The 26,626-nt window shown below is 49.6% G+C and carries 14 protein-coding genes, 2 tRNA genes, 1 other RNA gene, 5 pseudogenes and 3 riboswitches; of the genes and pseudogenes, 18 read left to right on the top strand and 4 right to left on the bottom strand.

All coding sequences use genetic code 11. The annotated features are described in order from the left end of the window. Positions 1–8 precede the first annotated feature (8 nt). The 13 genes and pseudogenes from P378_RS07310 (at position 9) to P378_RS07260 (ending at position 19,362) form a co-directional block, all read left to right on the top strand. A pseudogene (locus tag P378_RS07310) lies at positions 9–1,971 on the top strand (FAD-dependent oxidoreductase). A gap of 384 nt (positions 1,972–2,355) precedes the next feature. Then, positions 2,356–2,452 (top strand) — tRNA-OTHER (locus tag P378_RS19455). Positions 2,453–2,696: 244 nt separating this feature from the next. Continuing rightward, the gene (locus tag P378_RS20070) at positions 2,697–4,628 is read left to right on the top strand and encodes a hypothetical protein (RefSeq protein ID WP_207654004.1); all 1,932 of its coding nucleotides are present in this window, start codon (positions 2,697–2,699) and stop codon (positions 4,626–4,628) included. A gap of 35 nt (positions 4,629–4,663) precedes the next feature. After that, the gene (locus P378_RS20065; RefSeq protein WP_207654003.1) at positions 4,664–8,110 is read left to right on the top strand and encodes a glucoamylase family protein; all 3,447 of its coding nucleotides are present in this window, start codon (positions 4,664–4,666) and stop codon (positions 8,108–8,110) included. Beyond that, positions 8,107–11,009, top strand: a pseudogene (locus P378_RS20060) (glycoside hydrolase family 94 protein). Before P378_RS20065 ends, P378_RS20060 begins: the two are co-directional and overlap by 4 nt. Before the next feature lie 1,214 nt (positions 11,010–12,223). Then, a riboswitch (cyclic di-GMP riboswitch) is annotated at positions 12,224–12,309 on the top strand. A gap of 118 nt (positions 12,310–12,427) precedes the next feature. Continuing rightward, a complete protein-coding gene (locus P378_RS07300; protein ID WP_099082784.1) occupies positions 12,428–13,192 on the top strand; it encodes an HD domain-containing phosphohydrolase in 765 nt (254 codons plus the stop codon). A 303-nt stretch (positions 13,193–13,495) separates the two neighbouring features. Continuing rightward, positions 13,496–14,479 carry an ATP-binding protein gene (locus P378_RS07295; protein ID WP_238472997.1) on the top strand — a complete coding sequence of 328 codons (984 nt, stop codon included), beginning with the start codon at positions 13,496–13,498 and terminating at the stop codon, positions 14,477–14,479. A 5-nt stretch (positions 14,480–14,484) separates the two neighbouring features. Beyond that, the gene (locus tag P378_RS07290; RefSeq protein ID WP_099082782.1) at positions 14,485–14,805 is read left to right on the top strand and encodes an STAS domain-containing protein; all 321 of its coding nucleotides are present in this window, start codon (positions 14,485–14,487) and stop codon (positions 14,803–14,805) included. Then, positions 14,789–15,537: pseudogene (locus P378_RS24045) on the top strand (PP2C family protein-serine/threonine phosphatase). The gene P378_RS07290 and the pseudogene P378_RS24045 overlap by 17 nt, the downstream one beginning before the upstream one ends. After that, positions 15,527–15,838, top strand: coding sequence for an STAS domain-containing protein (locus tag P378_RS07280; protein ID WP_238472995.1), 312 nt, complete (start codon positions 15,527–15,529; stop codon positions 15,836–15,838). Before P378_RS24045 ends, P378_RS07280 begins: the two are co-directional and overlap by 11 nt. Positions 15,839–16,023: 185 nt before the next feature. Beyond that, positions 16,024–17,700: a DUF342 domain-containing protein gene (locus P378_RS07275; protein ID WP_238473004.1), complete on the top strand. Its 1,677-nt coding sequence runs from the start codon at positions 16,024–16,026 to the stop codon at positions 17,698–17,700. 709 nt (positions 17,701–18,409) lie between these two features. Next, the gene (locus P378_RS07265) at positions 18,410–18,667 is read left to right on the top strand and encodes a hypothetical protein (RefSeq protein WP_099082778.1); all 258 of its coding nucleotides are present in this window, start codon (positions 18,410–18,412) and stop codon (positions 18,665–18,667) included. A 46-nt stretch (positions 18,668–18,713) separates the two neighbouring features. After that, positions 18,714–18,802, top strand: a riboswitch (cyclic di-GMP riboswitch). Between the two features lie 188 nt (positions 18,803–18,990). Continuing rightward, positions 18,991–19,362: a response regulator gene (locus tag P378_RS07260; protein WP_099082777.1), complete on the top strand. Its 372-nt coding sequence runs from the start codon at positions 18,991–18,993 to the stop codon at positions 19,360–19,362. A 491-nt stretch (positions 19,363–19,853) separates the two neighbouring features. Then, a riboswitch (cyclic di-GMP riboswitch) is annotated at positions 19,854–19,946 on the top strand. Between the two features lie 109 nt (positions 19,947–20,055). Here the strand turns inward: P378_RS07260 and P378_RS21300 are convergent. The 3 genes and pseudogenes from P378_RS21300 to P378_RS07245 form a co-directional block, all read right to left on the bottom strand. After that, a pseudogene (locus P378_RS21300) lies at positions 20,056–20,612 on the bottom strand (DUF4372 domain-containing protein); the annotation flags it as partial. A gap of 21 nt (positions 20,613–20,633) precedes the next feature. Further along, positions 20,634–20,828 (bottom strand): annotated as a pseudogene (locus P378_RS21295) (UPF0175 family protein); the annotation flags it as partial. 58 nt (positions 20,829–20,886) lie between these two features. Further along, entirely contained in the window at positions 20,887–21,372 is a 486-nt protein-coding gene (locus P378_RS07245; RefSeq protein WP_143338427.1) for a hypothetical protein, read from the bottom strand. A 593-nt stretch (positions 21,373–21,965) separates the two neighbouring features. On the opposite strand from P378_RS07245, the gene P378_RS07240 reads away from it, so the two are divergent. From P378_RS07240 to ffs, 4 genes are all read left to right on the top strand, one after another. Beyond that, entirely contained in the window at positions 21,966–23,039 is a 1,074-nt protein-coding gene (locus tag P378_RS07240) for a zf-HC2 domain-containing protein (RefSeq protein WP_099082773.1), read from the top strand. 178 nt (positions 23,040–23,217) lie between these two features. Continuing rightward, positions 23,218–23,349: an RsiV family protein gene (locus P378_RS24040; RefSeq protein ID WP_420795978.1), complete on the top strand. Its 132-nt coding sequence runs from the start codon at positions 23,218–23,220 to the stop codon at positions 23,347–23,349. 194 nt (positions 23,350–23,543) lie between these two features. After that, positions 23,544–23,635 (top strand) — tRNA-Ser (locus P378_RS07230). 20 nt (positions 23,636–23,655) lie between these two features. Beyond that, an RNA gene (ffs, locus tag P378_RS07225) (signal recognition particle sRNA large type) lies at positions 23,656–23,919 on the top strand. 204 nt (positions 23,920–24,123) lie between these two features. On the opposite strand, the gene P378_RS07220 is transcribed toward ffs, so the two are convergent. Then, positions 24,124–24,624: a ferritin-like domain-containing protein gene (locus tag P378_RS07220; RefSeq protein WP_207654001.1), complete on the bottom strand. Its 501-nt coding sequence runs from the start codon at positions 24,622–24,624 to the stop codon at positions 24,124–24,126. Positions 24,625–24,781: 157 nt separating this feature from the next. Between P378_RS07220 and P378_RS07215 the strand changes: the two genes are divergently transcribed. Then, positions 24,782–26,461: a nucleoside kinase gene (locus P378_RS07215; protein WP_099082771.1), complete on the top strand. Its 1,680-nt coding sequence runs from the start codon at positions 24,782–24,784 to the stop codon at positions 26,459–26,461. Positions 26,462–26,626: the final 165 nt, after the last annotated feature.

Here is a 26,626-nt window from a genome sequence, read left to right as displayed (position 1 = left end):
GAACTTTTATGAACCGTATTGGCGTTTTTGTCTGCTGGTGTGGTTCTAACATCAGCAGTGCAGTTGATGTTTCGTTGCTGGCTGAAGAAGCGGCCAAGCTGCCGGGAGTGGTCTTTAGCACTGATTATAAATACATGTGTTCTGTACCCGGGCAGGATTTGATTATAAAAATGATTGGTGAACACCGGCTGGATAAGGTGGTACTGGCCTCCTGTTCGCCCCGGTTACATGAAACAACATTTAGAAAAACTTTGGAGCGCGCGGGTCTTAACCCGTATATGTTGGAAATAGCAAATATCAGGGAACAGTGTGCCTGGGTACACCCCAAAATGAAGGATGAAGCTACCGAGAAGGCATTTGCCCTGGTTCGCCGGGCGGTGGCCAAGGCTACCTATATGGAACCAATGTATGAAACCAAAATTCCGGTTACCAGGCGGGCACTGGTGATTGGCGGTGGCATTGCCGGAATGCAGGCCGCTTTAGATATTGCTGAAGCCGGCCACGAGGTGGTTCTGGTGGAGCGGGAACCATCCATTGGCGGAAAACTGGCCATGCTTGATAAAACCTTTCCTACTCTTGATTGCGCTGGCTGAATTGTTACCCCCAAGATGGTTGCTGTGGTACAGCATCCCCATATTAAGCTGTTTACCTACTCGGAAGTTATTGAGGTAGGTGGCTATATCGGTAATTTTAATATAAAGATTAAACAACGGGCCAAATATGTAGATCATGAAAAATGTACCGGGTGCGGTTCCTGCTGGGAAAAATGCCCCGCCCGGGTAACCAGTGAATATAACTTAAACCTGGGAAAAAGAAAGGCAATTTATATTAATTCTCCCCAGGCAGTCCCCAATAAACCGGTCATTGACCCGAAGGCTGCCGGATGCTCCTGAGCGGCAAGTGCGGGGTATGCCAGAAAGTGTGTCAAGCCGGGGCCATTAATTACAAAGATTCCGACCAGATCGTGGAACTGCAGGTTGGCGCAATCGTAATGGCTACGGGTTATGATTTATTTAAATGGGAAAGTGCCTACGGTGAATATGGGTACGGAAAATATCCCGACGTCATCAGCGGGTTGCAGTTTGAACGTATGTTGAGCACCTCCGGCCTTCCGGCGGCAAGATTTTTCGGCCCTCCGACGGGAAAGAGCCCAAGAACGTGGTTTTTATAAAATGTGTGGGCTCCAGGGATGACTCTAAAGGGAAATCCTATTGCTCCCGGGCTTGCTGTATGTACACGGCTAAGCATGCCCACCAGGTACTGGAGAAGATTGAAGGGGCAAATGCCTTTGTTTTCTATATGGATGTACGTACCCCGGGAAAGGGCTATGAGGAGTTTTACCAGCGTTCCGTAGACGAGGGTGTCCGGTATATCAGGGGCAGGGTATCTAAAATATACCCCCGGGATGATAAGCTGGTAGTGATGGGTGCGGACACACTGTTGGGACGACCAGTGGAAATTGAAGCCGACCTGGTGGTACTGGCAACTGCCATGGTACCCAGTGAGGGAGCCGGCATCCTGGCCCAGACGGTAGGATTTTCCACTGACAAAGACGGTTTTTACCTGGAGGCGCATCCTAAGTTAAAACCCGTAGAAACCAATACGGGTGGGATTTTTCTGGCAGGGTGCTGCCAGGGGCCTAAGGATATTCCGGACACGGTTGCCCAGGCCAGTGCCGCGGCGGCCAAAGTCATGGGGTTGCTGGCCAAAAAGGAACTGGCCACTGAACCCATGGTTTCCCAAATTAACGAAAGGCTTTGTACCGGGTGCATGGTATGTCGCGCAGTCTGTCCCTTTAAGGCCATTGAGGCAAAGTTTGATGAGAGAACCCAAAGGACCGTGGCGGCAGTGAACACCAGCCTTTGCCAGGGCTGCGGAGCCTGTTCCTCGTCCTGTCGCTGTGGTGCCGCAGATCTAAAGGGCTTCTCCAATACACAAATAGTATCTGAGATAATGGCTCTATGCAGGTAGTATTAAGGGTTTCGCAAAATTGCGAAACCCCTTGGTTTTCCAAACCCCGTTACGTTCCGTAAATTGAGAATGATTACTAAAAAACCCCAAAAAGAGGGAATATGAACAGAACTTTTCGTTGATGTGAACTTTATTCATCTCGCACAGTGAAAGAGCCGGTTGGGAAAGGATTCCCGCCCGTCTAAAGGCTACCAATTGGGTTGAAGAAATGGGGCCAGCCTGCCGTACACCGGCACCGGCGAGGGAAGGATAGGCAACAGAATAACATCCAAGAGGTCGCCGAATCGTCGCCGATATAGTGAAAAAATACTTGCAAAAACCGACAAACTGTTCAAATGCCAAGGTTCTTGAGTGGTACAAAACCAATAATAAAAGAATAATTCTGGAAGGTAATTGAAAGCACCAATAAGCCTCACAAAACTCGAAATCGACTAGGCGGTGCTGAGCGGTCTCTAGGGTTCGAATCCCTAACTCTCCGCCAGATATTATATATTAATGAAAGACAATGGCTTCTACCGCTATCGGTGGAGGCTCTTGTTGTTTTGTGAGCCGATTTGAGCCGCAGCCGAGGAGTTCCACCTTTCTGGCTGTTTTTTGTTAGGACAAATTCCAGTTAATAATTAATACCCTAAAGGGGAATATTTTAAATGTTTCCGCTTCCGTAGCATCGTATGGTAATGAAGCCTTAATCACTTTTTAATTTCTGATTTTCTTCAGGAGAACCTATGATTCTAAATACTGAACAACTCCGTCAAAAAGCTCATGAAACTGCACTGACACACGACCCTTACGTGAGGCGCAGGCCTCCAAAGCGCCTGTGGCGGGAGTTTTATGCGGACGTCGAGAATTTACGCACGTTTATCCGCTCCCTGCAGGACGGCCACGCAAGCTGTTTGCAGCCCGCTGAAGAATGGCTGCTCGATCATGCTGAGCTCATCGAAGAACAGGTGTTGGTTGTCCGGCACCAGTTTTCCGATGCCTTCTTGCGGGATTTGCCGAATCTGCGCAAGACGGGCGAAAAAAGAGTACTGTCTATCTGTGCTGATTATCTGGAACATGTGGACGGGAATCTGGACGAGGACTCGTTCGTTTCATACATCAATTTTTACCAGGAAGTATCGGTTTTGACCATTGCTGAGGCGTGGGCGGTGCCGCTTATCCTGCGCATCGCCTTGATCCGGCGCCTGGCCGAGGTTATGGAACTGGTTCGCGAACGACGAGAGGTGTGTACGTTAGTCGAACGGTTGCTGTCGCGAATAGAGTCGTCAAAGTTGAGTCCGGATGTTCTTAAGGCTGCCCTTGAAGAAGCGGGTCAAGATATGCCGCTCTCCGGGCCGCTAATCGTCCAATTGGTCAGGCATCTGCGTGAATGGGCGGACGATTCGGCAACCGTACGGGAATGGCTGCTGTGCAAACTGGAAAATGGCCCTGACAGCCTTGATCAAATCGTCTCCTACGAGTATCAGCTTCAGGCCGCCTATCAAGTGACAACAGGCAACCTTATCGGAAGTCTGCGCAAAATTTCGCGCATGCACTGGCGCAATCGGTTCGAGCGGATTTGCATGGCTGAGCAAACTCTGCGCGAAGAGAGCGCAGGCGTCTACCGGCTTCTTGATTTTTCAAGCCGCGACGTGTTGCGAAAGCGCGTTGAGCAATTGGCCCGCCGCTTGCGTGTGCCGGAAAACCTGGTCGCGAAGCAGGCCGTCGAGCTTGCGGCGAAAGAACACGAGCAGGCGTGCGTGGAGCGGGCACAGGCGGATGAGGTTGCCGGCAGTCCGGCAGATTTAGAAGAACTGCCGCGCCAAGCATTTGCTGCATACTACCTATTTGAACCGGATGGCGTCAAGGAACTGCGGCGCGCGCTGAAAATGTGCAGCACTCCCCGGTATTTGCCGGAAATAGGAATTTTGCGTCGTGCCACCGGCGCCTATTTCACCGCCCTTACAGGATTGTTCACGGCCTTTCTGCTCGGATTCGCCCTGTGGATCGGAGGGGGCGCGAGCCTCACCGCTGCCCAGTGGGTGATGATTCTGATTGCGCTGTCGTTGCCCGCCAGCGAATGGGCCGTCACCGCGGCACACTGGCTTATAGAGTGCGCCAGGCGGCCGCGGCCGCTGTTGAGATACGATTTCTCGCACGGGATTCCACCTGAAGCGACCACGATGGTCGTCATTCCCGTAATCTGGTCGACAGTCAAAGAGGTGCAGGAATTAGCGGATCGGTTGGAACTGCATTACCTGGCCAACCGCGACTCAAATATCCACTTTGCTCTCCTGGGTGATCTTGTTGACGCAGCTGCGGAGAGGTTTCCACAGGATGCTGCCGTCCTTGCTGCCGCCCGCGCAAGCATTGAGGAGTTAAACCGCAAGTACTCCCGCCCGGGCGAAAGTACATTTCACCTCTTTCAGCGCCGCAGGTTGTGGAACCCGTCCCAGGGCGTATGGATGGGTTGGGAGCGCAAGCGAGGCGCATTGGTGGAATTTGTCGAACTGCTTAAAGGACGGACTGATACAACTTATGACTTGGTAGTGGGGGACACAGCTATTCTTCCGCGTATCCGTTACATCATCACCCTTGACGCGGATACGCAACTGCCGATGGGAAGCGCGCAGCGGATGATCGGCACCCTGCATCTGCCTATAACCGGCCGCGGTTAAACAGTACGCGGACACGGGTCATCGAGGGATACGGGGTGCTGCAGCCGCGTATCGGCATTAGCCACGGGGCGGCCTTGCGTTCGCGCTTTGCTTATTTATGGTCAGCGGATCCGGGAATCGATCCGTACGCCTTTGCCGTCTCCGATCCATACCAGGACGGGTTAGAGCAGGGCATTTTTACAGGGAAGGGTATATTCGATGTTGACGCCTTTGCTCAGGTACTGTGTGAACGAATTCCGGAAAACCGGGTGCTTAGTCACGATTTATTGGAAGGTGGATTTTTACGCGCCGGCCTGCTGTCGGACATCGAATTAATCGATGAACACCCAGCTACCTTCAGCGCTTATCAGAAGAGAATGCACCGCTGGGTGCGTGGCGATTGGCAATTGCTCCCATGGCTGTTTCACTGTGCCCGCGACCGGTGGGGAAAGCTTTTACCGGTTGATTTATCCCCCCTCAGCCGCTGGCAGATGATCGACAATCTGCGGCGCAGTTTGCTGCCGCCGGCGCTGTTTGCAGTACTGCTGCTCGGCCTGACCGTCTTGCCCGGCTCACCCGGGCGATGGCTTGCTTTTGTTTTCGCTACATTGTTTTTGCCGTTGCTCCGCCAACTGGTGGCGATTCGACGGACAATTTGGCGGCCACGGAGCATACTGGCCACAGTAGGTCAGGTTTTGGTAACCGTTATGACAATGCCGTTTCAAAGCGCGCTGTTGCTTGACGCAATTGCCAGAACCCTATATCGCTTATTAGTGTCTAAACGTCATTTGCTCGAATGGGTCAGCGCCGCGGAAATTGAACGCCGCAACCGGAGCGGGCGCTATCCGGCACTGCTGGGTATGTACGGAGGTTACGCGCTGGTGTTCCTTTTTGGGCTGGCAGCGGCGGCCATTACCGTTCCGGCGCTGCAGTGGACAGGCGTGGTGCTTTTAGCTATTTGGGTTTTCGCTCCGCTTGCGGTCCGCTGGTTGGACAGGCCCGTGCAGCAGCCCGAGTACCCGCTTACGGCGGCCGAGGAGGCAGAACTGCGAAAGTTGTCGGAACAGATTTGGGCTTTTTTCGAGGACTACGTTACTGAGACAGATCATTGGCTGCCGCCTGATAACGTTCAAATGGATCCGCCCAACGGGATCGCGCACCGCACTTCGCCCACCAACATCGGGCTTTATCTTGCATGTGCGCTGGCTGCGCGGGATTTCGGGTTCATCGATACGCCCGGGCTGATTGAGCGTTTGGAACGCACAATCAGTACGGTTGAGCGCCTGGATAAATGGAAAGGCCATCTCTACAACTGGTACGATACGGTGACTCTCGAACCACTACCTCCAATGTACGTGTCAACGGTGGATTCCGGCAACTTCGTCGGCTGCTTAATGACGGTCAGAGAGGGGTTGGCGGAGTGGCTCAAGGTGGACATTGAAGGGGACCAACAGCCAGGTTCTGATCCGGATCGAGGGAAAGCGGCGGCCGCTGGAGTCCGGACTGAAGAGAGGTCGGCAGACTGCAGAACATCGCCAAAGGGGGTCCGGGAGGATTGGCCGGCACGCGGGCAAAATCTGATCGCCCGCTTAGAGGCGCTGATTAACGGGACAGACTTTCGCCAGCTTTACGATCAAAAGACGAAATTGTTCACCCTGGGCTACCACGCCGCACTGCGTGAACCGGATCAGATCCTCTATGACCTGCTGGCATCGGAGGCAAGGCTGGCAAGCTTTATTGCCATCGCCCTCGGCCATGTGTCTGTGGCGCACTGGCATGCGCTCGGGCGGACAATGACCAGGGTTGGGCGGCGGGTCACCCTGCTCTCGTGGTCCGGGACGATGTTTGAATATTTGATGCCCTGGCTCTTTACGCGAACCTATTGGAACACCATCTGGGACAGCACTTACCGTGCGGTTGTCAGACGGCAAATCGAGTACGCGCATCAACGGGGAGTCCCCTTCGGGATCTCCGAATCCGGCTACTACGCTTTTGATTATCAGATGAACTATCAATACAGGGCCTTTGGTGTTCCCGGTCTCGGATTTAAGCGCGGTCTCGAACAAGATTTGGTTGTGGCGCCGTACGCAACAATCCTTGCCTTACCCTTTGCCAAGCATCAGGGGCTGGCGGATTTGCGCAAAATGGAGGAGCTTGGCGCCCTTGGAAAATACGGCTACTACGAAGCCATCGATTTTACGTCCGAGCGGCTGCCAAAGGACCGGACCAGTATGGTCATCCGCAGTTTTATGGCACATCATCAGGGAATGAGCCTGCTCACCCTGGCCAACTTGCTGTTGCCAAAGAAAATATACGAGCGTTTTCACCGTGACAAGCGCGTGCGGGCGGCGGAACTGCTGCTGCAGGAACGTATTCCCGCGCGGCCTAAAATTATTAAACATCCCGCCTTGGCATGTGTGCCTGTGCCTGATGCCAGGCCGGCAGAGACTGGCGCGCTGCGTGAATACCTCTCTGCGGATACGCTGACCCCCGAGGTGTGTATCCTTTCAAACGGGGCCTTTATGACCATGGTAACCAACAGCGGCAGCGGGTTCAGCCGGTACCAAGGTCTGGCCGTCTCCCGTTGGCGGGAGGATCCGGTGTTGGACAATTGGGGCAGCTACCTGTATATCCGTGACGTTACCCGCGACATGGTATGGTCGCCGGCGTTTCAGCCTTGCCGTGTCCCGTCTTCTGAACAACGCGCGCAATTCTCCCTTGACCGGGCCACCTTTATGCGCGTGGACGGAGACATGCAGACGAGCCTTGAAATTTGCGTGTCTCCGGAATGGAATGCGGAAGTCCGCCGGTTGACGCTCACCAACGCAGGCAATGAAATGCGAATCATCGAAGTCACAACATTTCTTGAACTGGCCCTGGCGCCTCCCATCGCCGACGATGCGCACCCGGCCTTCAGCAAATTATTCATTAATACCGAATATGCGGAGGAGGCCCAGTGCCTGCTGGCCCGGCGAAGACCTCGCCAGGAAGGCGAGAAACCGTTATGGGCGGCGCATTCGCTTATGGTCACGGGACGAACGCTTGGACCGGTGGAATACGAGACCGATCGGGCCGGCTTTATTGGCCGGGGCCATACTCTCTTCCGGCCGCAGGGAATCCGTTCCCGCCTGCGTGGAACGGTGGGCTCTGTGGCCGACCCCGCCTTTATCATGCGGCGGCGATTAAGCATCCAGCCCGGTGAACAGGTGCAGTTGTTTGCTGTCACTGCTGTGGCAGGCACGAAGGAGGAGGCGATGGACATTGTTAGCCGTTTCTCGGGGGACCTGGTGGTGGAACGAACATTTCAACTGGCCTGGAATCGCAGTCAAATCGAACTTCGGCACTTGCACATGACTGCCGCCGAGGCCATGGACTGGCAAACTTTTGCGGGCCAGGTGTTGTATACTCCGCCGCTGCGGCAGGAACGGCAAAAAGTATCGTTGCGAACGAAAAAGGCCAGTCCGGCCTCTGGTCGTACGGAGTTTCCGGAGACTTGCCGATGATCCTTGTACGGATCGAGAATCGGGCCAATCTGCAGTTTGTCGTCAAACTGCTAACCGGGTACGAGTATTTACGCCGCATGGGGCTGCTTTTCGACCTGGTCATTCTGAACGAATCGGCGGGAGGGTACCAGCAGGTTCTAAGTGAAATGTTGCGGCGGGCGGTGGAACAGGTCGTTGACCGACATGGTGCAGGGCCCGGCGGCGTCTTTATCATAAATGCCAATCAGCTGCCGGACGAGGACAGGACACTGCTGTTCGCCGCAGCCCGTGTTGCGCTGCGGGCAGGCGGTCCCAGCCTCAAGGCGCAAACCAAACTGCCTTGGCGGGATACCGTCTGCCCGGCACCCCTCAAGCCGGCAGCGCCGTTAAACAGGTTCGCTACGCTTGCGCCGGACGATGTGCGCCAGCTGATGTTCTTCAACGGTTGGGGAGGATTTTCGCCGGATGGCCGGGAGTATCAGATTATGCTCAAAAACGGCAATCATCTGCCGGCGCCATGGATCAATGTAATGGCCAATCCGCGCTTCGGCTGCCTTGTCTCCGAGCTCGGCACGGGTTACACCTGGTGGCGCAACAGCCGTGAGTGCAAATTGACCCCATGGTCTAACGATCCTGTGCTCGACCCACCGGGTGAAGTGTGTTATCTACGGGACGAAGAGAGCGGCGAACGATGGTCTGCCACGCCGTCTACCGCACAAGCAGACCCGCCTTACACCGTTACGCACGGCCGGGGGTTCACACGTTTTCACCACGAGAGACACGGCGTCAGGCAGGAAATGACCGTTTTTGTTCCGTTGGATGATCCGGTCAAGGTGGTCAAATTGCGGTTGCAGAACAGAAGTGCCGGGCGGCGGCGCCTTTCCGTCACATATTACACGGAATGGGTGTTGGGTGTACGGCGCCAGGCGAACGCCTCTTTCATCATCACGGAGTGGGACGAGTCTGCCCAAATCATGCTGGCACGCAACGCGTATCAGGAGGCATTTCGCGATGCTACAGCCTTTTTAGGCGTGTATTTGCAACCGGATCCATCTGTCGAGCCGCCGGCTGCGGCAGAATTCGAAGCGAAGGGGAACGCCGCCGAGGCGGACGATCTGTCTTGGACGTCAGACCGCAACGAATTTCTCGGCCGTAACGGCACACCGGAAAATCCCGCCGCCATGGGCCGGGAGCGCCTGTCAGGTAAAACAGGGCCTCTTTATGACGCTTGCGGCGCGGTGCAGACTAAGCTCACACTGGAGCCTGGAGCCGAACGGACCGTCTACATCCTGCTAGGTTGCGAACATTCCCGGGACGCCGCCGTGAAATTGGCGCAAAAATACTGCCAAACCCATGTCTACGACCAGGCATTTGAACTTGTTCGAGAATTCTGGGAGGGTGTTTTGGATCAGGTCTCGGTTTCCACACCCTGCCCGGAGATGGATTTACTATTAAACGGCTGGTTGCTTTACCAGGCCCTTGGCTGCAGAATGTGGGCGCGATCCGCTTTTTACCAGGCGGGAGGCGCATACGGCTTTCGGGATCAACTACAGGATTCTCTGGCGCTCCTGCACGCCCGTCCCGACCTTACGCGGGCGCAAATTATGCTGCACGCCGCACATCAATATGAGGAGGGCGACGTGCAGCATTGGTGGCATGAAGAGACGCAGCGCGGCATCCGCACGCATTTCTCCGACGATTTGCTCTGGCTGCCCTATGCCGTCGGACGGTATGTCGATCATACGGGGGACAACAGTATACTTGACGAGGTGGCGCCGTTTCTGCATAGTGAACCTTTACGGGAGGGTGAACATGAACGATACGAGCCGACCCAAATCTCTAACCGGAGCGGCACCGTTTTCGAGCACTGCTTGCGAGCCATCGACAGGGCTTTACAGCGCTTCGGTGAACACGGGCTGCCGCTGATCGGCATCGGCGACTGGAACGACGGTATGAGCCGTGTCGGCGCTGAAGGCCGCGGTGAAAGTGTGTGGCTCGGCTGGTTCCTCTGTGATGTGTTGAACCGGTTCACGGATTTATGCCGTCAGCGCGGTGATGTTGAGCGGGCGGGACGCTACCGGGATGTAAGCGTGAAGTTGGCCTCCTCCCTTGAAGAGCACGCCTGGGATGGGCAGTGGTACCGGCGGGCCTTCACCGACGAAGGCCTTTGGCTAGGTTCTATTTGCAATGAGGAATGCCGTATCGATGCCATCGCCCAGTCGTGGTCAGTCATCTCCGGAGCGGCGCCGCAAGAGAAGGCACTGCAGGCGATGCAGTCATTCGACCGCGAACTTGTGGACCGGGATCTTTCCGTTGCACGTCTTTTGACGCCGCCTTTTGACCGCACGGATCCGAGTCCCGGCTACATTCAGGCTATCCGCCCGGCATTCGTGAGAACGGAGCCCAGTATACCCATGGTGTCATATGGAGCATTGTCGCCTGGTGCCGGCTTGGCAACGGAGATAAGGCCTTTGAATTGTTTCATATGTTAAATCCTCTGAATCACACGCGCACGCCCAATGAAGTGCGGCAGTATGCCGGTGAACCCTACGTCATGGCGGCAGACGTTTACACGGTGGATCCGCACCAAGGACGCGCCGGCTGGACGTGGTACACCGGCGCTGCGGGATGGATGTATCAGGCAGGAATTGAGTGTATACTCGGCCTGCGCCGCCGTGGCAAACGGCTGTACATTCGCCCGTGCATCCCTTGTGAATGGCCGGAGTTTTCCGTCAGCTACCGTTTTGGCAGCGCACGCTACCTTATTACGGTCAAAAATCCGTCGCGCAAGTCAGGCGGAGCGACCGCTTTACAAATTGATGGGCGGGAAGTTACTCTTATGGAGCAAGACGTCAAGGAGGGTCCTTTCGTTGAATTGTACGACGACGGGCAGGTCCATCATGTCGTTCTGATGTTGTAGATTGTGCTGAGCCGCCTCTAGGGTTCGAAACCCTGACTTTCCGCCGGATTGCGTATAAATAAAGGGATTCTCACTGGTTTGAGGTGAGAATCCCTTTTACCTTTTGTGTCAAATTTTGGCCTGCGGTCGTACGGTGTAGCAGACGATGGTGTCCATTTGGCCGCCATCATTTGTGTTATTACGATTTAAAAGTATTCGTAATGGAGTAGAAATCAGACGAACAGCACTTCCATGGTTGAATCCCCAACTCTCCGCCAAAATACCTTATAGGCCAGGGGGTGGGGTCAGGTTTGCATTATTGCATTTTATCAGCCAACTTATATTAATGCGATACAAGCCTGGCCCTGCCTACCCAGTAGCAATGTTCAAGATGTTTTACCCTGTTTATCCAACGTTAGCCCTAACCGGTAAACGCAGTTCTTCGGAGGGTTTTTGATTTTATGACCATTTAAACGTAGATCAACATGATACATGGCAAAAACCGGTCTTGACATAATATTACACCCAATGCAGTTTGGGTTTTAACAAACACAGATGTTAACTGATCTATTACCCAATTTCCTAAAACAAAAAAGAATCCCTTTTCCGGAAAGAGTTATTTCCATTATTTCTGCTAGCATTGCAGATAAAAGCAGGAAAAAGTAAGTTTGCGTAGAAAACGTGTTTATGATAACTTGGAAATAAAACTAGTAATTTATCTTAAACAAACTACGAATACCTTAAGATTATAAATCGTTAACAGGAATTACCAGTTGGAAATACAACATAACGAGAGTTTAATTCATCCAAGAGCTTGCTAAAGTAAGGCTGTGGCAACGTATTGTCATTTTGGAAGCCATTAGTTTTAGAAAAACACAATATGGCAAATCAAAGGAATGATCAAGAGATGAAAACGTGGGAACACGCCAATAGAATAACCAGAACATATGTTCCCCCTGGGGGGGGGGGGGGGATTATATGTAATAACTTCCAATATTTGGTAGTTTATTATTTCCCCCTTGGTTATGTAGATAGCTACCACTTTTTGCTTTCTCTTTCAAATTACCTAACCAGATTTTCCCTTCGCTCTTTCCGGTTGCTTGCGAAGGGCATCATAACCATTCTCCTGGATAAAAAGATATTTAAAGGGCTGAACTTTTCACCGGCTGGAAAATTATGTAAAATCCAGTGGTGTTAAATCAGCCTTTAACTTTTAATTATTATATTAAAATTTATTGTGATAAAGGCAAACCATCCGAAAGGTTGGGACGCAAAGCCATGGGTCTGTAGCCCTTGTGGGTATGACTGCCAGGCTGCCGCTATAAAGCTTCACTGTTTGTTTTAAATAGTGTTCTCTATTACGGCAGCTAATTAAGCTGCCGTTTTTGCTTATATGTAATTATACCCGCAAATACTCGTAGAAGGTGGTCGACAATAGCATGATGGGAAAAAAGTTAAAAGGGACACTTGTGGATCTAACGAGCATGAGTGACTTGTTAAGGACGATGAAAGAAGCCTGGCCCACATTATATCTTCACAGTGCTAATGTTGCCAATCTGGCCTTGAGAATATGCACTTTTCTCCGTCTTAGCGAAGTGGAGCAGGAAACTATAATAGCCGGAGCATTCCTCCACGATATAGGAAAGATGTTTGTTAGGCGTGAAATTATCGAAAAGCCGGGACCGCTTTCAGATGAAGAATGGGCTGAATTAAAAGAACACCCCCGACGGGGTGCCTCCATAGTAGCGGCAAGGGGAGGAGACAATTCCTTGGTGGAAATAATCCGCTATCACCACGAGCGGTGGAATGGGAAGGGATACGAGGGACTGAGGGGGCAAATGATACCCTGGTCTGCCCGAGTCATTGCGTTGGCCGATGCCCTAGATGCCATGACTTCCCTAAGGCCTTACCGTCAGCCTTCTAAAATGTATGACGCACTTGAAGAAGTTTACAATGGTGCCGGTTCGCAGTTTGACCCACAATTAATTAGGGCTTTGGCGGAAAAACCCTTTTGGCAAATCGTTACATACCGCGACCCGGGTAGGCTTGAGAGACAAATCGATGAAGAAAAAAAATGGCTTGATCAATTGGTGGATTCATATGCTACTTTATCTCATCCATTAGTATACGCCCAAAGCCAATGGTTGGATCGCTTACTAGTGCTCAATTTAAAGGACATGCAGCCGGCAGGGGCTGATAAGTAGAAGGGCGGTGAAAAAATGCGCCGGTGCTTTGAATGCGTAAAAAAAGAACCAGACCGTCCTTGTGTGGAGTGCTCAGACTTCGTTCAAACGAGTCCAGTTCGCCGGGTACCTCCGAAGCCTATTCAGGTAGTGCTGGAAGAGGAGCAAGGACAAAAATACCCAGCCAATATCCTGGTGTTAAGTACCACAGAATTTGGTATAGAAACGGCAGCTCCGGTACCGGGTCAGTATCTAATTAGGTTGCATGAAAGCTTATGCCTCGAAGTTGCCGGCGTACCATTCAAGGGGAAAAATAACGTCCACGTGTTTGACATCTTATGTGTACATCGGAGGCAGGGGACTGACCGCCGGCTTAACAAAGACGAGTACCAATTACTGACAGGAAGCAATGGCGAACTAGTGGCTGAGATTTCTCGGCACTTACCGGAGCATCTTCAGGACTTGGTCAAGGAGAAACTATTAGCTGAATTGGAAAAATCTGAACTAATTAGTGCTCTCCGGGTTGGCAAGGTGCTGAAATATGAAAGAGGGCGCTTCCGCTACATTTCAGGCCAGGCGGATCTAGACCTACCTATGGAAGAAGTCGAGAAGTTGATGCGGCAGGCCACCCGCCAGGGCGAACACCAGCGCGAGGTAATCATTAGCGCTAACGGGCAAAAGGTATTCGATCTTCATGGGGTACCGTTTGACCACAGGAGCGGTGGGCTATTAGCCCTCGATATTACAGAGGTTATTGAAAAGGAAAGAAAGATTCATCGTCAGGAGATGGAGGCTTACCGAGAGGCTATGTCGGCGGTCACAGGAGGCCGGCTACACCTGGTGAACGGTGAAGAGGCGAAAAGGTTGTTATCGGAAGGAGTGGAAATGGTAAAAGGTGAGGCCAGGCAAGCCCATGACATTCCGGAAGCTCGCCAGGTATTGCGTGAATCTCTGCCCGGTATAGCCAGCCGGAGGCAGCACGCGATTGCCCTATGCTTGTCAGAAGCACTGGCCAACGTTCTCAAACATGCAGGGGGTGGTTGCTGGCAAGTTAGACGGGTGGGGGACATCGTCAGGATTATCGTGCAGGACCGGGGGCCGGGAATCAAAACCTCTGAATTGGCCAGGGCCACGCTGATGCAACATTATTCTACCAAAAATTCCATGGGGTGTGGATTTAATTTGATGCTCTACTACGCGGACTACCTTTACCTTAATACAGGGCCGTTAGGTACCACCTTAGCCCTTGATTTTAGCAATGTGCTCACAGATAAGTTAAACAGTGAAAAAATGACTGAAAGAAGGTGATGTTATTGCTGAAAGTAGAGGTAAATGCTGTTCCAGGAATACGCCGGGTAGTGCTAAACGGTGAATTAGATATGGTAACAGTAGCGCTTTTGCAAGAGGTTGTTAAGAAAGAGGATGAACACACACTGGAACTTGACCTCTCCGGGGTGTCTTTCGTTGATTCAACTGGTCTGAAAGGTTTGCTGGACATCAACAACAACTGGCAGCAAAGAGGTGGCCAGGTGTTAATTTTGCAGCCGCAACCCGATGTAGCAGAAGTGATGCGACTGGTAGGGCTGGACAAACTCCTGCCACAAATCGGTGCTTTGGATGGAGAAGAGAGGTAGAAATGGGATGAGAGAAATGGTGGAAGGGAATGGGAAAATCCTAAGGGGTTACGGATTGGAAGGTAGTGGCTGTAGCTTGCCAGCTGGACAAGAAGGTGGCGATTTTTTTGAATTTATCTCCTGCAACGAAAGAAGCGTCTTTGCCGTTATCGGGGATGTAATGGGTAAAGGATTCCAGGCGGCACGGCTAATGGAAACAATCCGCCAATTGCTCCGGGAGTGTATTAGGATTGACCCCCATCCCCTGGAGGTAGTACGCAGATTAAACAAGCTAGGAGGATATGAGCTAAGAAAACGTGGCTCTTTTGCCACCCTATGCTTGTTATGTTATGACGGAATAACTGGCCGCCTTGCTTGCGTCAATGCAGGTCACCACCCTCCCTCCTTTTATCAAATGGTCGGGTGAGGGTAGCTCAGTCCCGGGGAGTTGCCGTAGGCCTTTTGGAAGATTATCTTGGGTCAGGGGAGGAGGAATTTTTTCTTGCCGCCGGAGATGCGGTAGTGCTGTACACCGATGGACTAGTGGAAGCATCTGGTCCTAGCGAGCGGAGGTACGGGCAAGAACGATTGAAAGAAGTAGTTCGTTTACAAAATGGCTTTGGTGCCGAGTGTATGAAAGGAAATATTTTGGCTGATTTAGATACATTTACTCGCGGTATATCTCAAAAGGATGATGTGACCCTGGTTGTTATGAAGGTAACGGGAAAGGCGGGTGATATGGGTGGAGATTAGAGTCCGACAGCAGAAGGGAATGGCAACTCTCGAAGTGGAGGGTGAACTGGATTTTAGCAACGTGGAACAATTGCAACGGGAAATTCAGCGCCGGCCGGAGGAAGTAGTGGAAGTAGATCTGCAGGAACTTCGCTTTATAGACTCCTCCGGGATGGGTATGCTTCTGAGTCAGGCCAGACTTTTCTACAGGCAGGGGCGGATCCTAAGATTTGTCCGCATACCCAATTTTATTCAAGAAGACCTGGAAGTGATAGGTTTTTTCCGAGTGCTTGAAGTCCTGGAGACAAAGCCCAACGATTAAAAGAAGGTGGGGTGCTAATGAAGGCTGACATAACCCAGGAATCTCTGGCCACAACAGCGATTGAAGCAGACAATACTTGTCCGAACAGGGAAGCTGACAGTTCGTATGCATTTATGAAAGAGGGGTGCCTTGTTGTCCGGCACCCACCGGAAGGACCCTACCCCTTAGTGATACCTTGCCCAGGAGTGAGATTGATTGTTAACGGCCAGGAGCGCACTCAAGCCACTCCGGTATCCATGCAAGATACAGTACTGGTAGAGGTGGTGAATGAACGAAGAGAAGGGGAATGGTCTATAAGCATTTCTGCCGATGGTTTACAAGCGAAATTGCGGGTAAGCCCTACGGTGGTACTATACCGGGAGCTAGCGGATCTCCCGCCTGCCAGCAAACTACAACTTGCGGTAGTTGAGCGGGAAGAACTCCTTCCACCCCTCACATGGGACCAGTTATTGGAGGAATTGTCCCAGCTGGGTATTAACTATGGCGTAGACTGGCAAGCATGCTCTCGCGGCGTTGCATCGTGCACTGAAGAAGAGGTGGTTATTGCCCAAGGTATTCCGGCTAAACCAGGAAAAGACAGTCGAGTGGAATTTCTTTTTCCCACCGATTCCAAATTGCCGGTACCGGTGGAGGAAGAGGAAACGGTAGATTTCCGGGAACGGTATGTTTTTACTTCAGTGGAGGCAGGTAAAATCTTGGCTGTAAAGTATCCGCCTGAGCCAGGGCATCCTGGTACCAGCGTCAAAGGTGACATAATTATACCGCCGTCACCCCGGGACTGCATCCTTGTTGCAGGTGAAGGCGTGGTTCTTACTAAGGATGGTGAACGGGCGGTTGCGGCTCGGGTTGGGCGTCCTGTGGCCACCCACCGTCGTAATTCGGTGAGGGTAAGTGTACTGCCTGAACTTATGCATACAGGTGACGTAGACCTTGCTTACGGAAACATTTCCTTCAAAGGTGATGTGGTGATTGCCGGTAATGTGGAAGAAGGGATGAAGGTAGAGGCCGGCGGAAATATCAGGATAGGAGGTTTGGTCTCTGGGGCGAGAATTCAAGCAACGGGATCTATCCTGATCAGGGGAAATATTTTGACATCAGTAGTAATCGCAGGCGGAATTCCTACCTTTATGAAAGAAATGCTTCCACAGGTTCGCGCCTTAGCAATTGGTTTGCGAGAGATGATCAGGGCTATCTATCAGTTACTTGGTCACCCATCGTTCAAGCAAGGTGATCTTAAACGCGGTATAGGTCCTTTATTAAGATTGCTATTGGAGGGGAAGTTTCGTCATCTTCCTACTGCTGCTGAAGCATTCAGGAAGCAAGTTGAAACTCTTCCATCGGGATTAGCCGGTGAAGGCCTGGATGAGTTTATTGACGAAGTCGAACGGGTAGTGGTTCGCTCCCCTCTGGTGGTACGTGACCTCCAGGAGGTAGAAAAACTAGCCCAACTAGCTTCGGAATGGGAACAAGCCCTTGCGTCTCCGCCCTCTGCGGAAAGTGATGTAGTAGCTGCTAACATCCTCAATTCCACCGTTATAGCGAGCGGCGATATCAGGGTAGTGGGTGGCGGTTGTTATAATTCGCGAATTCAGGCTGATAAAAAGGTGACTGTAACAGGGGTATTTCGCGGGGGAGAGATTCAGGCCGGGGGAGATGTGCATGTAGGAGAACTGGGATCCAGAGGCGGGTCTGCCACCAGGGTGATGGCTGGCGCAAGAGCTACGGTTACCATAAAGTTTGCCTATGAGAATGCTTTAGTATTGGTGGGTGCCCGAGCTTATCGTTTTGATAGGAAGGAAAAAGATGTCTGTCTTTGGTTGGATAAGGAAGGGAATCTCCAGTCCCGAGCAATTCCAGCTTAAGGATCTAGCAATTTAAATGGCTGGTGCGTTTTATTAAAATAGCATCTCAGGGATCAACTGAGGAGAATATGAGAAACGCAATCTTGTTGGCTTTTTTCCTGTTTTACCAATGTGCTTCCTTCGGCAGTATCTTCAGTATTGACGGTAATGGAAGGCTTAACTGGGTAGCTATTCGAGATGATGTTCTAACATTAAGAACTTTAGAATTGGCTAAGCCAGAATAACGGGCTTTGCCCAAGCACATCTTTTGGGAAAGCCCATTTATACCCTTCTTTTGAAAAAAAGGAAAGATAAATTCTTGTGGAATATTGTTTATAAGCAACTTAGAGATCGAACTATTTATACTTGCTATTGATAGTTTGAAACTTCTACTTTAATCTATTGATATTACTACTTGCAAATCCAGCTAAAGCATGATGAAATGGATTGCAAATATGTTAAAAACAAACGTTGAGACTCATATCGAAAAAGAATTTAAGAGCTTTATGTTTGAGTATCATACCTTAATCCGTTTGATAAATAAAATTTTTGAGGAGGATATTTCCAAAATAGCCAAATCTGTAGATCTAACATATCCGCAATTTCTGGCTTTGCTTTTTATAAACCATAACGAAGGTTTATTAATTTCTTGAATCGCTAAAGCAGGGTCATGGCATATCTCTACAGCAATGAATTTTATTGACCGTTTACTTGAAAGAAGTTAATTACTTTGCAAGCCTTAGAAAAAGGAAAAGGGTCTCGGGTTTATTTAACTGATTTAGGGCGAAGTACAATTACTGAAAATATCCCTTGTCCACCGGAACAAATCAAGAAATTTATGATGAACATGGGAGTGGAAGCTGTTAAAAGCAATATTGACCTATATCATAACGTTATGACCGGGGTATTGGGTGAAAGATTTATGCAAGAAATAAGAACTAATTTATCCAAAGCCAGTCATAAAATCACCTCTAGTAAAAACCAGTAAAGATAGAACAGTAGTGAGTAGGGATTTTAAGTTTATTTCAAGCATAAACCGGTAAAGGTAAACCTATCGAAAGGTAGGGGCACAAAACCAAGGGCCTAAGGCTTTATTATGGAGCTATGGCAGCCGGTTGCCGAAGGAGATGCTTTTTTATCTTTTCTATTTGTAAGGGCTTCCTGTCTAAAGTTTCATGAAAGCATTACCAACAACGGGGAAACAATTCTATAAACCTCTATATATTGATTGTAATCTGCAGGTTTTGCTTATGATTCCTGGGACGGATGATTTTCCATGTTTACAAAACTTCTTCGGAAAGGGAAAGTTGAATGGTATATCGCGTTTTAATAGTTGACGATTCTTCTTTTATGAGAAATGTCTTGAAGAATGTAATATCTAAGGATAGCAATTATGTAATTGCTGGGGAAGCAAAAAATGGACTTGAGGCAATCAAAAAGTATAAAGAACTTAACCCGGACATAGTAACCATGGATATTACCATGCCAGATATGGATGGCCTTACTGCTTTAAAAGAGATTAGAAAATACGACAGTGATGCTCGAATCATTATTTGTAGTTCCATGGGTCAAAAAGCCTTTGTCATGGAGGCTTATGAAGCAGGAGCTAAAGATTTTATAGTAAAACCTTTTCGACCTGATATAGTGCTGAAGGTTTTAGCAAATGCGTTAAAATCACCGTAAGAAAGAGGTATCGAGTGATAACCTCTCCTTTACTACGAAAGAAATAGAATAACCAGGCAAGCTAATGCACAACCGGAGACTATGAATGTAAAAAGTTAGCAGAAGGCGCCATTAACAAGAACTGTTACAAGTCTCCTGACGCTCAAGCCTTTAGAGCGAGCAAACGTCGTACGGCGGTTTGTAACAGGCCTCCGAGTAGCTGAGCTGGACCGGTAATTGGCCGGACGGAGGAGAAATTGTACCGGCTACTCAGCCAGGCTCTGCGTGAACTGTCACGCTGGATCAAATTAGCTGGTTAGTTTGTTATGTTGATACTCTGGATAAGTATTAAAATCGTGTTTCCAAAAGGGGGATTCCGGCTTAAGGAATCAAAAGGGTATACATTTGTTTTAGGCAATAGTTTCTAGTACGACAGAACCCAACATATTTATGGTAGTAAATGGTATATAACAGATATAAAAGGTTCACTTAGGCAGAAGAGTTAAATATTTTTACCGAAAAGGCAAACCTGCTCGAAAGACAGGGACGCAAAGCCACGGATCTAATGCGAGCACCAGGATCGCGATGACCGCCGGGCTGCCGAAGGATGATATCAGGCTCACTGGTGCTTTATTATTTAAGGCAGCAGGGGCTTTTTTTAATCTGATTTTCAACCAACATTTTTTCCAGACCCCAAAGCCTTGAAAATAAAGATAAAGCATTACTTTTTAAGCGGCTAACAAAACGGGCACCATTTTCACAGTATTGATCAATTTCTTGTAATCTACATAACCCCGGTCAAAGACATTTAGGACATCGTTTTCCTCTATAACCGGGGCATCCATCTGTGTTTTGTCCAGGTTTGGCCGGTGTAATAACAGCTGAGTCCGGTAGAGCACCTTGCTCAAATAGTCTGATACGAAGGTGTAGTTTTACTCCACCTTTACAACCTGCCGTATTATGTCGCTAAATAGTAACTGGATTAATGAAGAGGGTATTTTCCTTGTCTTCCGTGAAAGCGGGGAAGCACTAATAGATTGAAGACCTACTGCCGTACTGAAACTCTCATTGTTTAAGCTGTTGCTCCATTTGAGCATAAGCCATTATTTGGATGGTTTTACTAACGGTCAATTTCTTAGTGTATTTGTCAAGACCTAAACTTGAACTTTTTTCAAAAATTCTCCGTTACTTATAGGTTGAAACAGTTGAATAAATGTGGATTTATTAACTGTTGATAAATCTTCCTCTAACTCATGAACATCGTAGTTCAGGGGTATATTGTGATTTGCCAAAAAGCCCAAGAAATCTTGCTTGGATACATTGGCTATTTGGGCTGCCTTGCCCAAAGATAGACTGCCGTCCGCATAAAAGGTTGCAGCCAGCATTTTCAAAGCCTCAGCTTTGATTAGTGTTTGCGTGATGACTCGACCTTTAAAGAACAACTCTTTTGGTAATTCAAATTCTATTTTTATGGTTTCACCCGACATTTTTTTATCCTCCCTGATGGTCCAATGACCTTTGTAAGATTATACCATAAATCAACTCTCAACTGCCGCTCTTATCTTGCTTCATTTTTATCGGAACTGACCTCGATTTATAGGTTTCAGGCCCTTCCTTTAGCACACTTCTGACATAGGGTGGTGAAAAACCGTATTTCTGATAAATTTCTTGTACGCTCACTTCCTCAACAAAGTGTAATCGGTATATTAGATCAAAATCTTTGGCTCGTTTCATTTTAGCTCTTTCAGTAAGACTGATTCTTTCAATCCCATGCTTTTTAAATACCTCTTTAACCGTCCACCACTCCATACCCATCTTTTCAGCAATTTGCATTAATGTCAGTCTGTCTTTTTGGTACATATCAATGAGCTTGTCCACTACTTCAGGAGGAATTTGATCAACTTTAGTCAAATAACGGGGCTGAGTTTTGGGTAGGGTATCTCTGTGAAATACATAGTAATTTAATCCTTGGTCTTGGCGCTTGCCTACCCCGCCTCTGGTTCCCACTGCGTTTTTTGCCACAGCCGACAAGGCTCACTCCACACCATTACCCCCTCCGGAGCGAGGGTGGTTCCCCGAACCACAAACAACCTCTCGGGTGGCGGTGAACCACTGCCATATAGGAATATTTCTAAGTTGGTAGTGACCCAGCTCCACTTGCAGACCTTTTGTGGTCAGGTACACCGGCGTGAGCACGGGCACCAAACCCGTCGGCATCGCAGTGCCTTGCACCCCGGGCGATATCGGTGTCAAAATTATCAAAGAACGTTAAAAAACAAAAACCGTTTTTCAGAGAACAATTTCTTGCCCTCTGCCACATAAAGAGAAACTAAAGGCACTTTTAGCAACCGTATACCAATTTATTTTAGCGTTTATAGCCCCTTTTTATGTCAAGGAAAGCTTCCAGTTATTTGCAAAACATTCGAATATTACAACTTTCTGTTTACTCCCCGGTGGCCTAAAATAATAAGGAGACAAACCACTTCTTAATCGCTTGTGAATTTGATTTTTTGCCAAGTGCTATGATGACAGAAAGTTAAAAAACCTGTACAGGAAAAAATAACTAAGAGTCGGAACAATTATGTCAAGAAGTACGTCTACCGAAATAGAAGGAGGGATGTTCCGTGCATTGCCAGGAAGCATTGGAGATGCTGTCACCGTACCTGGACGGAGTCCTTGATCCTGCCGAACATGCAGCAGTTCAAGACCATTTGGCATGTTGTCCCTCATGCAGCGCTGAATTGGAAGAACTACGGTCATGTCTTTCCCTGCTGCAGGAACTTCCTGATGTAGCTCCTCCAGCCGGCTTCCGGGCCGGGTTAATGGAAAAGATTGATACATTGTCTTTGCCGACACAGGCACCCCAGCGTAAAAGTTGGTTTGAACATGTGAACGGGGTCAGCCGTAAAGGGTGGTACCGGACCGCTGCTGTGGCCGCCGTTATGGCCATGACCCTGGGGCTCACCGCCCTGTGGGAAAAGGAAGGACATCAATTCATTCCCGTTCAGCCCACCGCCCAGGAGATGGCTTCGGTTGAGCAGTTAACAGCCGGGGACAGGCAGGAAAACCGGGAAAATAACCCGTCTAAGCCAGCAGACAATACGGTACCCGGCGTAGAGGGCGAGAAGCCCCACGCTTCGGTCCAGGCAGGTAAAGAAACAACCAAACCGGCGGACAAAGCGGGTGCCCCCAAGACAGCCGGTCCGTCTGAAAGACAGTTGGTTTTTGAAAACTACCATTATCAGCCCAGCGAGGGAATGACCGTGCGCACGGTTGTCCTAAAACTGGATGTCCAGGATGCCGGAGCGGCGCTGAAGTTCATTGGTGCCATCAGCCAAAAGGCTGGCGGTTCTATTGTGGTGCCCTATACGGAAAACAGCGGCTCCGGTACGGTAGGCATTAAAGTGCCGGCCCACCAGTCTAGGGCGGTAGAAAACCAGTTAAAAGCCCTAGGTGAAGTCGTTACAGACATGCCCACAGTAAGAGACTTGAGCAGTCAGCACAGACATGCTGTGGATGTGCTGGAACAACTGAAGGCCGAACAGACCAAGCTGGCCAACAAACTGGCAGAGAAAGAGGACCCGGCGCTGGAAGATCAACTGGCGAGCATTACTGCCGCCATGACCCAGCAAATTAAACTGATTCAACAAATAGAAGAACAATGCAGTGATTCAACCATTACAATTACCCTTCAGTAAACCATGCCACCTCCCGGAGGTGGTTTTTTGTTTCTCTGTTCAGCTCCTTCCGGGGAGGCATCATGAACAGCCGGGCGTCTTACGGCATATGCTGATAAGGATAGAAAGGGCCGTTGTTTTTGAAAAAATTTAATCGCATCAGCGACAACGAAGATTTTTACCTCACAGACAATGCCTGGTGATTTGCTTTCAACTTTATGAATATACGCCGTATTATGTCGGTATTCCGGAGTTTGTCATTCCCTATTCCCGGATCCGCAATTTAATCAGGGAAGACGGATCCATTGGAAGGATTTTGGAGGACGAATAACAACCTTCGCCGCATGCAAAAAAACGGTTGCCTAAACTGTTCATTTAATGTATACTAACCCGGCGGGCTTTTATTTTCCCTTGTTTTTCAGCCTTAAGATTTGTCTGGCTTGTCTATAATTGGCTCTTGACTTGCCTGGGAGAAATTAATATAATCTAACATGTAGTCTGTTAGCATAACTTAATAAATTCTCTGGAGAGGTGGCCGAGTCCGGTCGAAGGCGCATGACTGGAAATCATGTAATGGGGTAACTCATTCGCGGGTTCGAATCCCGCCCTCTCCGCCATTTTAAATGTTAGTCTATGACCGTGCTAGACGGGGAGGTAGCGGTGCCCTGAACCAGCAATCCGCTGTAGCTGGGTTGAATTCCTGCCATAGGGTTTGGTTTGTGAGGACTGGTCAGCGTAAGGGGCGTTGACGACCGGGTCTTGCGCAGCGTAGGCTCTCGAACCGTGTCAGGTCCTGACGGAAGCAGCACTAAGGGAAACCCTGCGGGTGCCGCGAGGCAGCCTGGTCTGAGCAACCTGCGTTGGTTCGCTCGGAAGCCATTACTCGACGGTGGGTGCACGGTCTCCTTATTTATTAAGTAGGGTAAACTGCCTGTATAATAAACAGGCAGTTTTTAGTTTCACTATCATAAAGTATATAATTATTATGCTTGAAAGTAAAAGAGGTGCCGGTTGTTGAATTCGACGGTTGAATTCAACAACCGGCACCATTCTGTTTTATAGCACCCAAAATGAAGCGGCAGGTTCAGTTCCTGCCGATTTGATACTAGCGACAATTTAATGCAAATAAGTAGTTCCATTTAGAACCATGCTTCAGTTCATCGGTATAAATTTCAGTTATCATGTTCCGGTAGGGTAAGAACTCTAAACCAAACAAAATTTTACGGTATCTTTCCACGGCAGCCAGTTCCCCAAAAAGGGCATTTGTTATGCCTTCACAATAACTTCTGGGAGGCTGAAAGGCTGTCTCCGGCACCGGGGGTATGTCCTGTCCGGTCAACTCCCAGTATATTTCCCGCAGCATCTTGTTGTGCTTCCTTTCGTCATCCCGGATGGAAGCCACGATGTCTTTTTGATCAGGGGGAGCCATGCTAACCATGTAATTATAAAACAATTCGTCTTCCCTCTCATTGCTTACGGACTGTACGATAAGTTGCAATGCTTCCGGGTAGGCGTAGGCAGGAACATACATATAGGTTGGGTAATACTTGTAAGTTGTGTTGGGGTAGCTGGGGTAAGGAGGCCTCATGTAAGATGTGTTGTTCATATATACAGCACCTCGCTTTTATTACCATACTATGAAGGTACTGGGAAAATGGTTACATCAATTAAAAAACCACAATATTCGAGAAATAGTAGCCTGATTTGTGAAATCTCGATATAATAGTTTTACTTAGTTAACTAATTGTTTGGGAGGTGTACAAATGGAAAACTTAATCAAGGTTCAAGTAGAGGGAGAGCAAACCTTCGAGATTGCCCAGGGTACACCGGTGCTGGAGTTTCTGAAGAATTACATGGAAGAGCGGCAGATTCCGGTTGTGGCCGCCAACATCAACAACAGGCTCAAGGATCTATGGACACCGTTGGACACCCCCTGCCAGGTGAGTTTTGTGGATTTGGCCTCGCCGGAAGGCATTCGCATTTATCATCGCAGTGTTACCATGCTCTTAATGAAGGCCATTACGGAAGTGATGCCCGGCAGCAATGCGGTGATCCAGCACGCTCTGGGCAATGGCCTGTATGGAGAAATTCATTACGACCGGCCCTTGCGGGACCGGGACATTACCAGAATTGAGCGGCAGATGCGCTATATTATTGAAGCCGATGAACCCTTCCTGCACACCGTCCTGAACAAGGAAGATGCAGAGAGGTTGTTTACCGAAGCGGGGCAAACGGAAAAAATTCAACTATTAAAATATATATCAAATGAGCAAGTGGAGCTTTATGTCTGCGGCGGCTTTTATGATTTCTGTCACGGGCCCATGGTCCCCGGCACAGGATATTTGAGGAACTTTCGTCTGCGTTTTTACCTGCCCGGATTTATTTTAGAGTTGCCCAGGGCGGAAAGTCCCACGGAAATTCCCCCCTACGTGGAACATGGTAAACTGGCCAATATTCATTTTGAGGCCAAAAAATGGGCCAATATTTTAAAAGTGAGCAACGTAGTGTCTCTGAATGATGTGATAACAAAAGGGGATGCTACCAATTTAATACGGTTAATCCGGGTTTCCGAGGCCTTCCATGAAAAGAAAATTGCCTATATCGCCGATGAGATTGCTGAGAATATCGACCGGATCAGGATTGTCTTGATCGCCGGACCCTCTTCCTCCGGGAAAACCTCCTTTGCCCAGAGGCTGTCCATCCAGTTGCAGGTGAATGGCATCCGCCCGGTGGCCATTTCCCTGGACGATTACTTTGTGGACAGGGAACATACCCCCCGGGATGAAAAGGGTAACTACGATTTTGAGAGTATTCATGCCATTGACATAGGGTTGTTCAATGATCACCTGATTAAATTGATCCAGGGCGAAGAGATTAAGCTTCCTTATTTTAACTTCAAGACCGGCAAGCGGGAATATCATGGCGAAAGATTAAAACTGGGCCCGGCTGACCTGCTGGTGGTGGAGGGAATACATGCCCTGAACGATCAACTAACCAGTTCCATTCCCAAAGGCAGGAAGTTTAAAATCTATGTCAGTGCCCTGACGCAAATTAATCTGGATAACCAGAACCGCATCCCCACCGCCGATGTAAGACTGTTGCGGCGGATTGTCCGGGACCAGCGCTGCCGGGGGCGTTCGGCCAGGGAAACCATAGCCGTGTGGCCCTCCGTGCGCCGGGGCGAGGAGAAAAATATTTTCCCCTTCCAGGAAAGCGCCGATGTCATGTTTAACTCTGCTTTGCCCTATGAACTGGCTGTGTTAAAGCGGGTTGTGGAACCGCATCTCAAGGAAATTTTGCCGGAGCACCCGGAGTATGCCGAGGCCCAAAGATTGTTAAGATTCCTCAGTTATTTTGCCCCCCTGGAGCTGGATGACGTGCCGTTAAACTCCATTGTCAGGGAGTTTGCGGGCGGCATCTGCTTCGTTGGACCGGTCAGATAGGTTGAAGAAAAACACCCTCGGGGAGATTGCCCTTGAGGGTGTTAAATTTGAGGTCCGGCTATTCGCTATTAGACTATGGGGTACTCCTTTTGGGTCCTGATAGAACCAAAGAAGGACCAGCGACAGGACCAAGGGAAATACCCTTTAGTCTAATGACTAGACCCA

The sequence above is a fragment of the Desulforamulus profundi genome (assembly GCF_002607855.1).
The sequence above is the reverse complement of the archived record's forward strand: the minus strand, read 5'-3'. Positions and strand labels throughout refer to the sequence as shown.

Excerpts from the sequence above, each read along its gene's own strand:
- P378_RS07300 (WP_099082784.1), top strand. The coding sequence starts at position 12,428 with ATGATGGGAAAAAAGTTAAAAGGGACACTTGTGGATCTAACGAGCATG.
- P378_RS20070 (WP_207654004.1), top strand. The coding sequence starts at position 2,697 with ATGATTCTAAATACTGAACAACTCCGTCAAAAAGCTCATGAAACTGCA.
- P378_RS07220 (WP_207654001.1), bottom strand. The coding sequence starts at position 24,624 with ATGAACAACACATCTTACATGAGGCCTCCTTACCCCAGCTACCCCAAC.
- P378_RS07215 (WP_099082771.1), top strand. The coding sequence starts at position 24,782 with ATGGAAAACTTAATCAAGGTTCAAGTAGAGGGAGAGCAAACCTTCGAG.
- P378_RS07260 (WP_099082777.1), top strand. The coding sequence starts at position 18,991 with ATGGTATATCGCGTTTTAATAGTTGACGATTCTTCTTTTATGAGAAAT.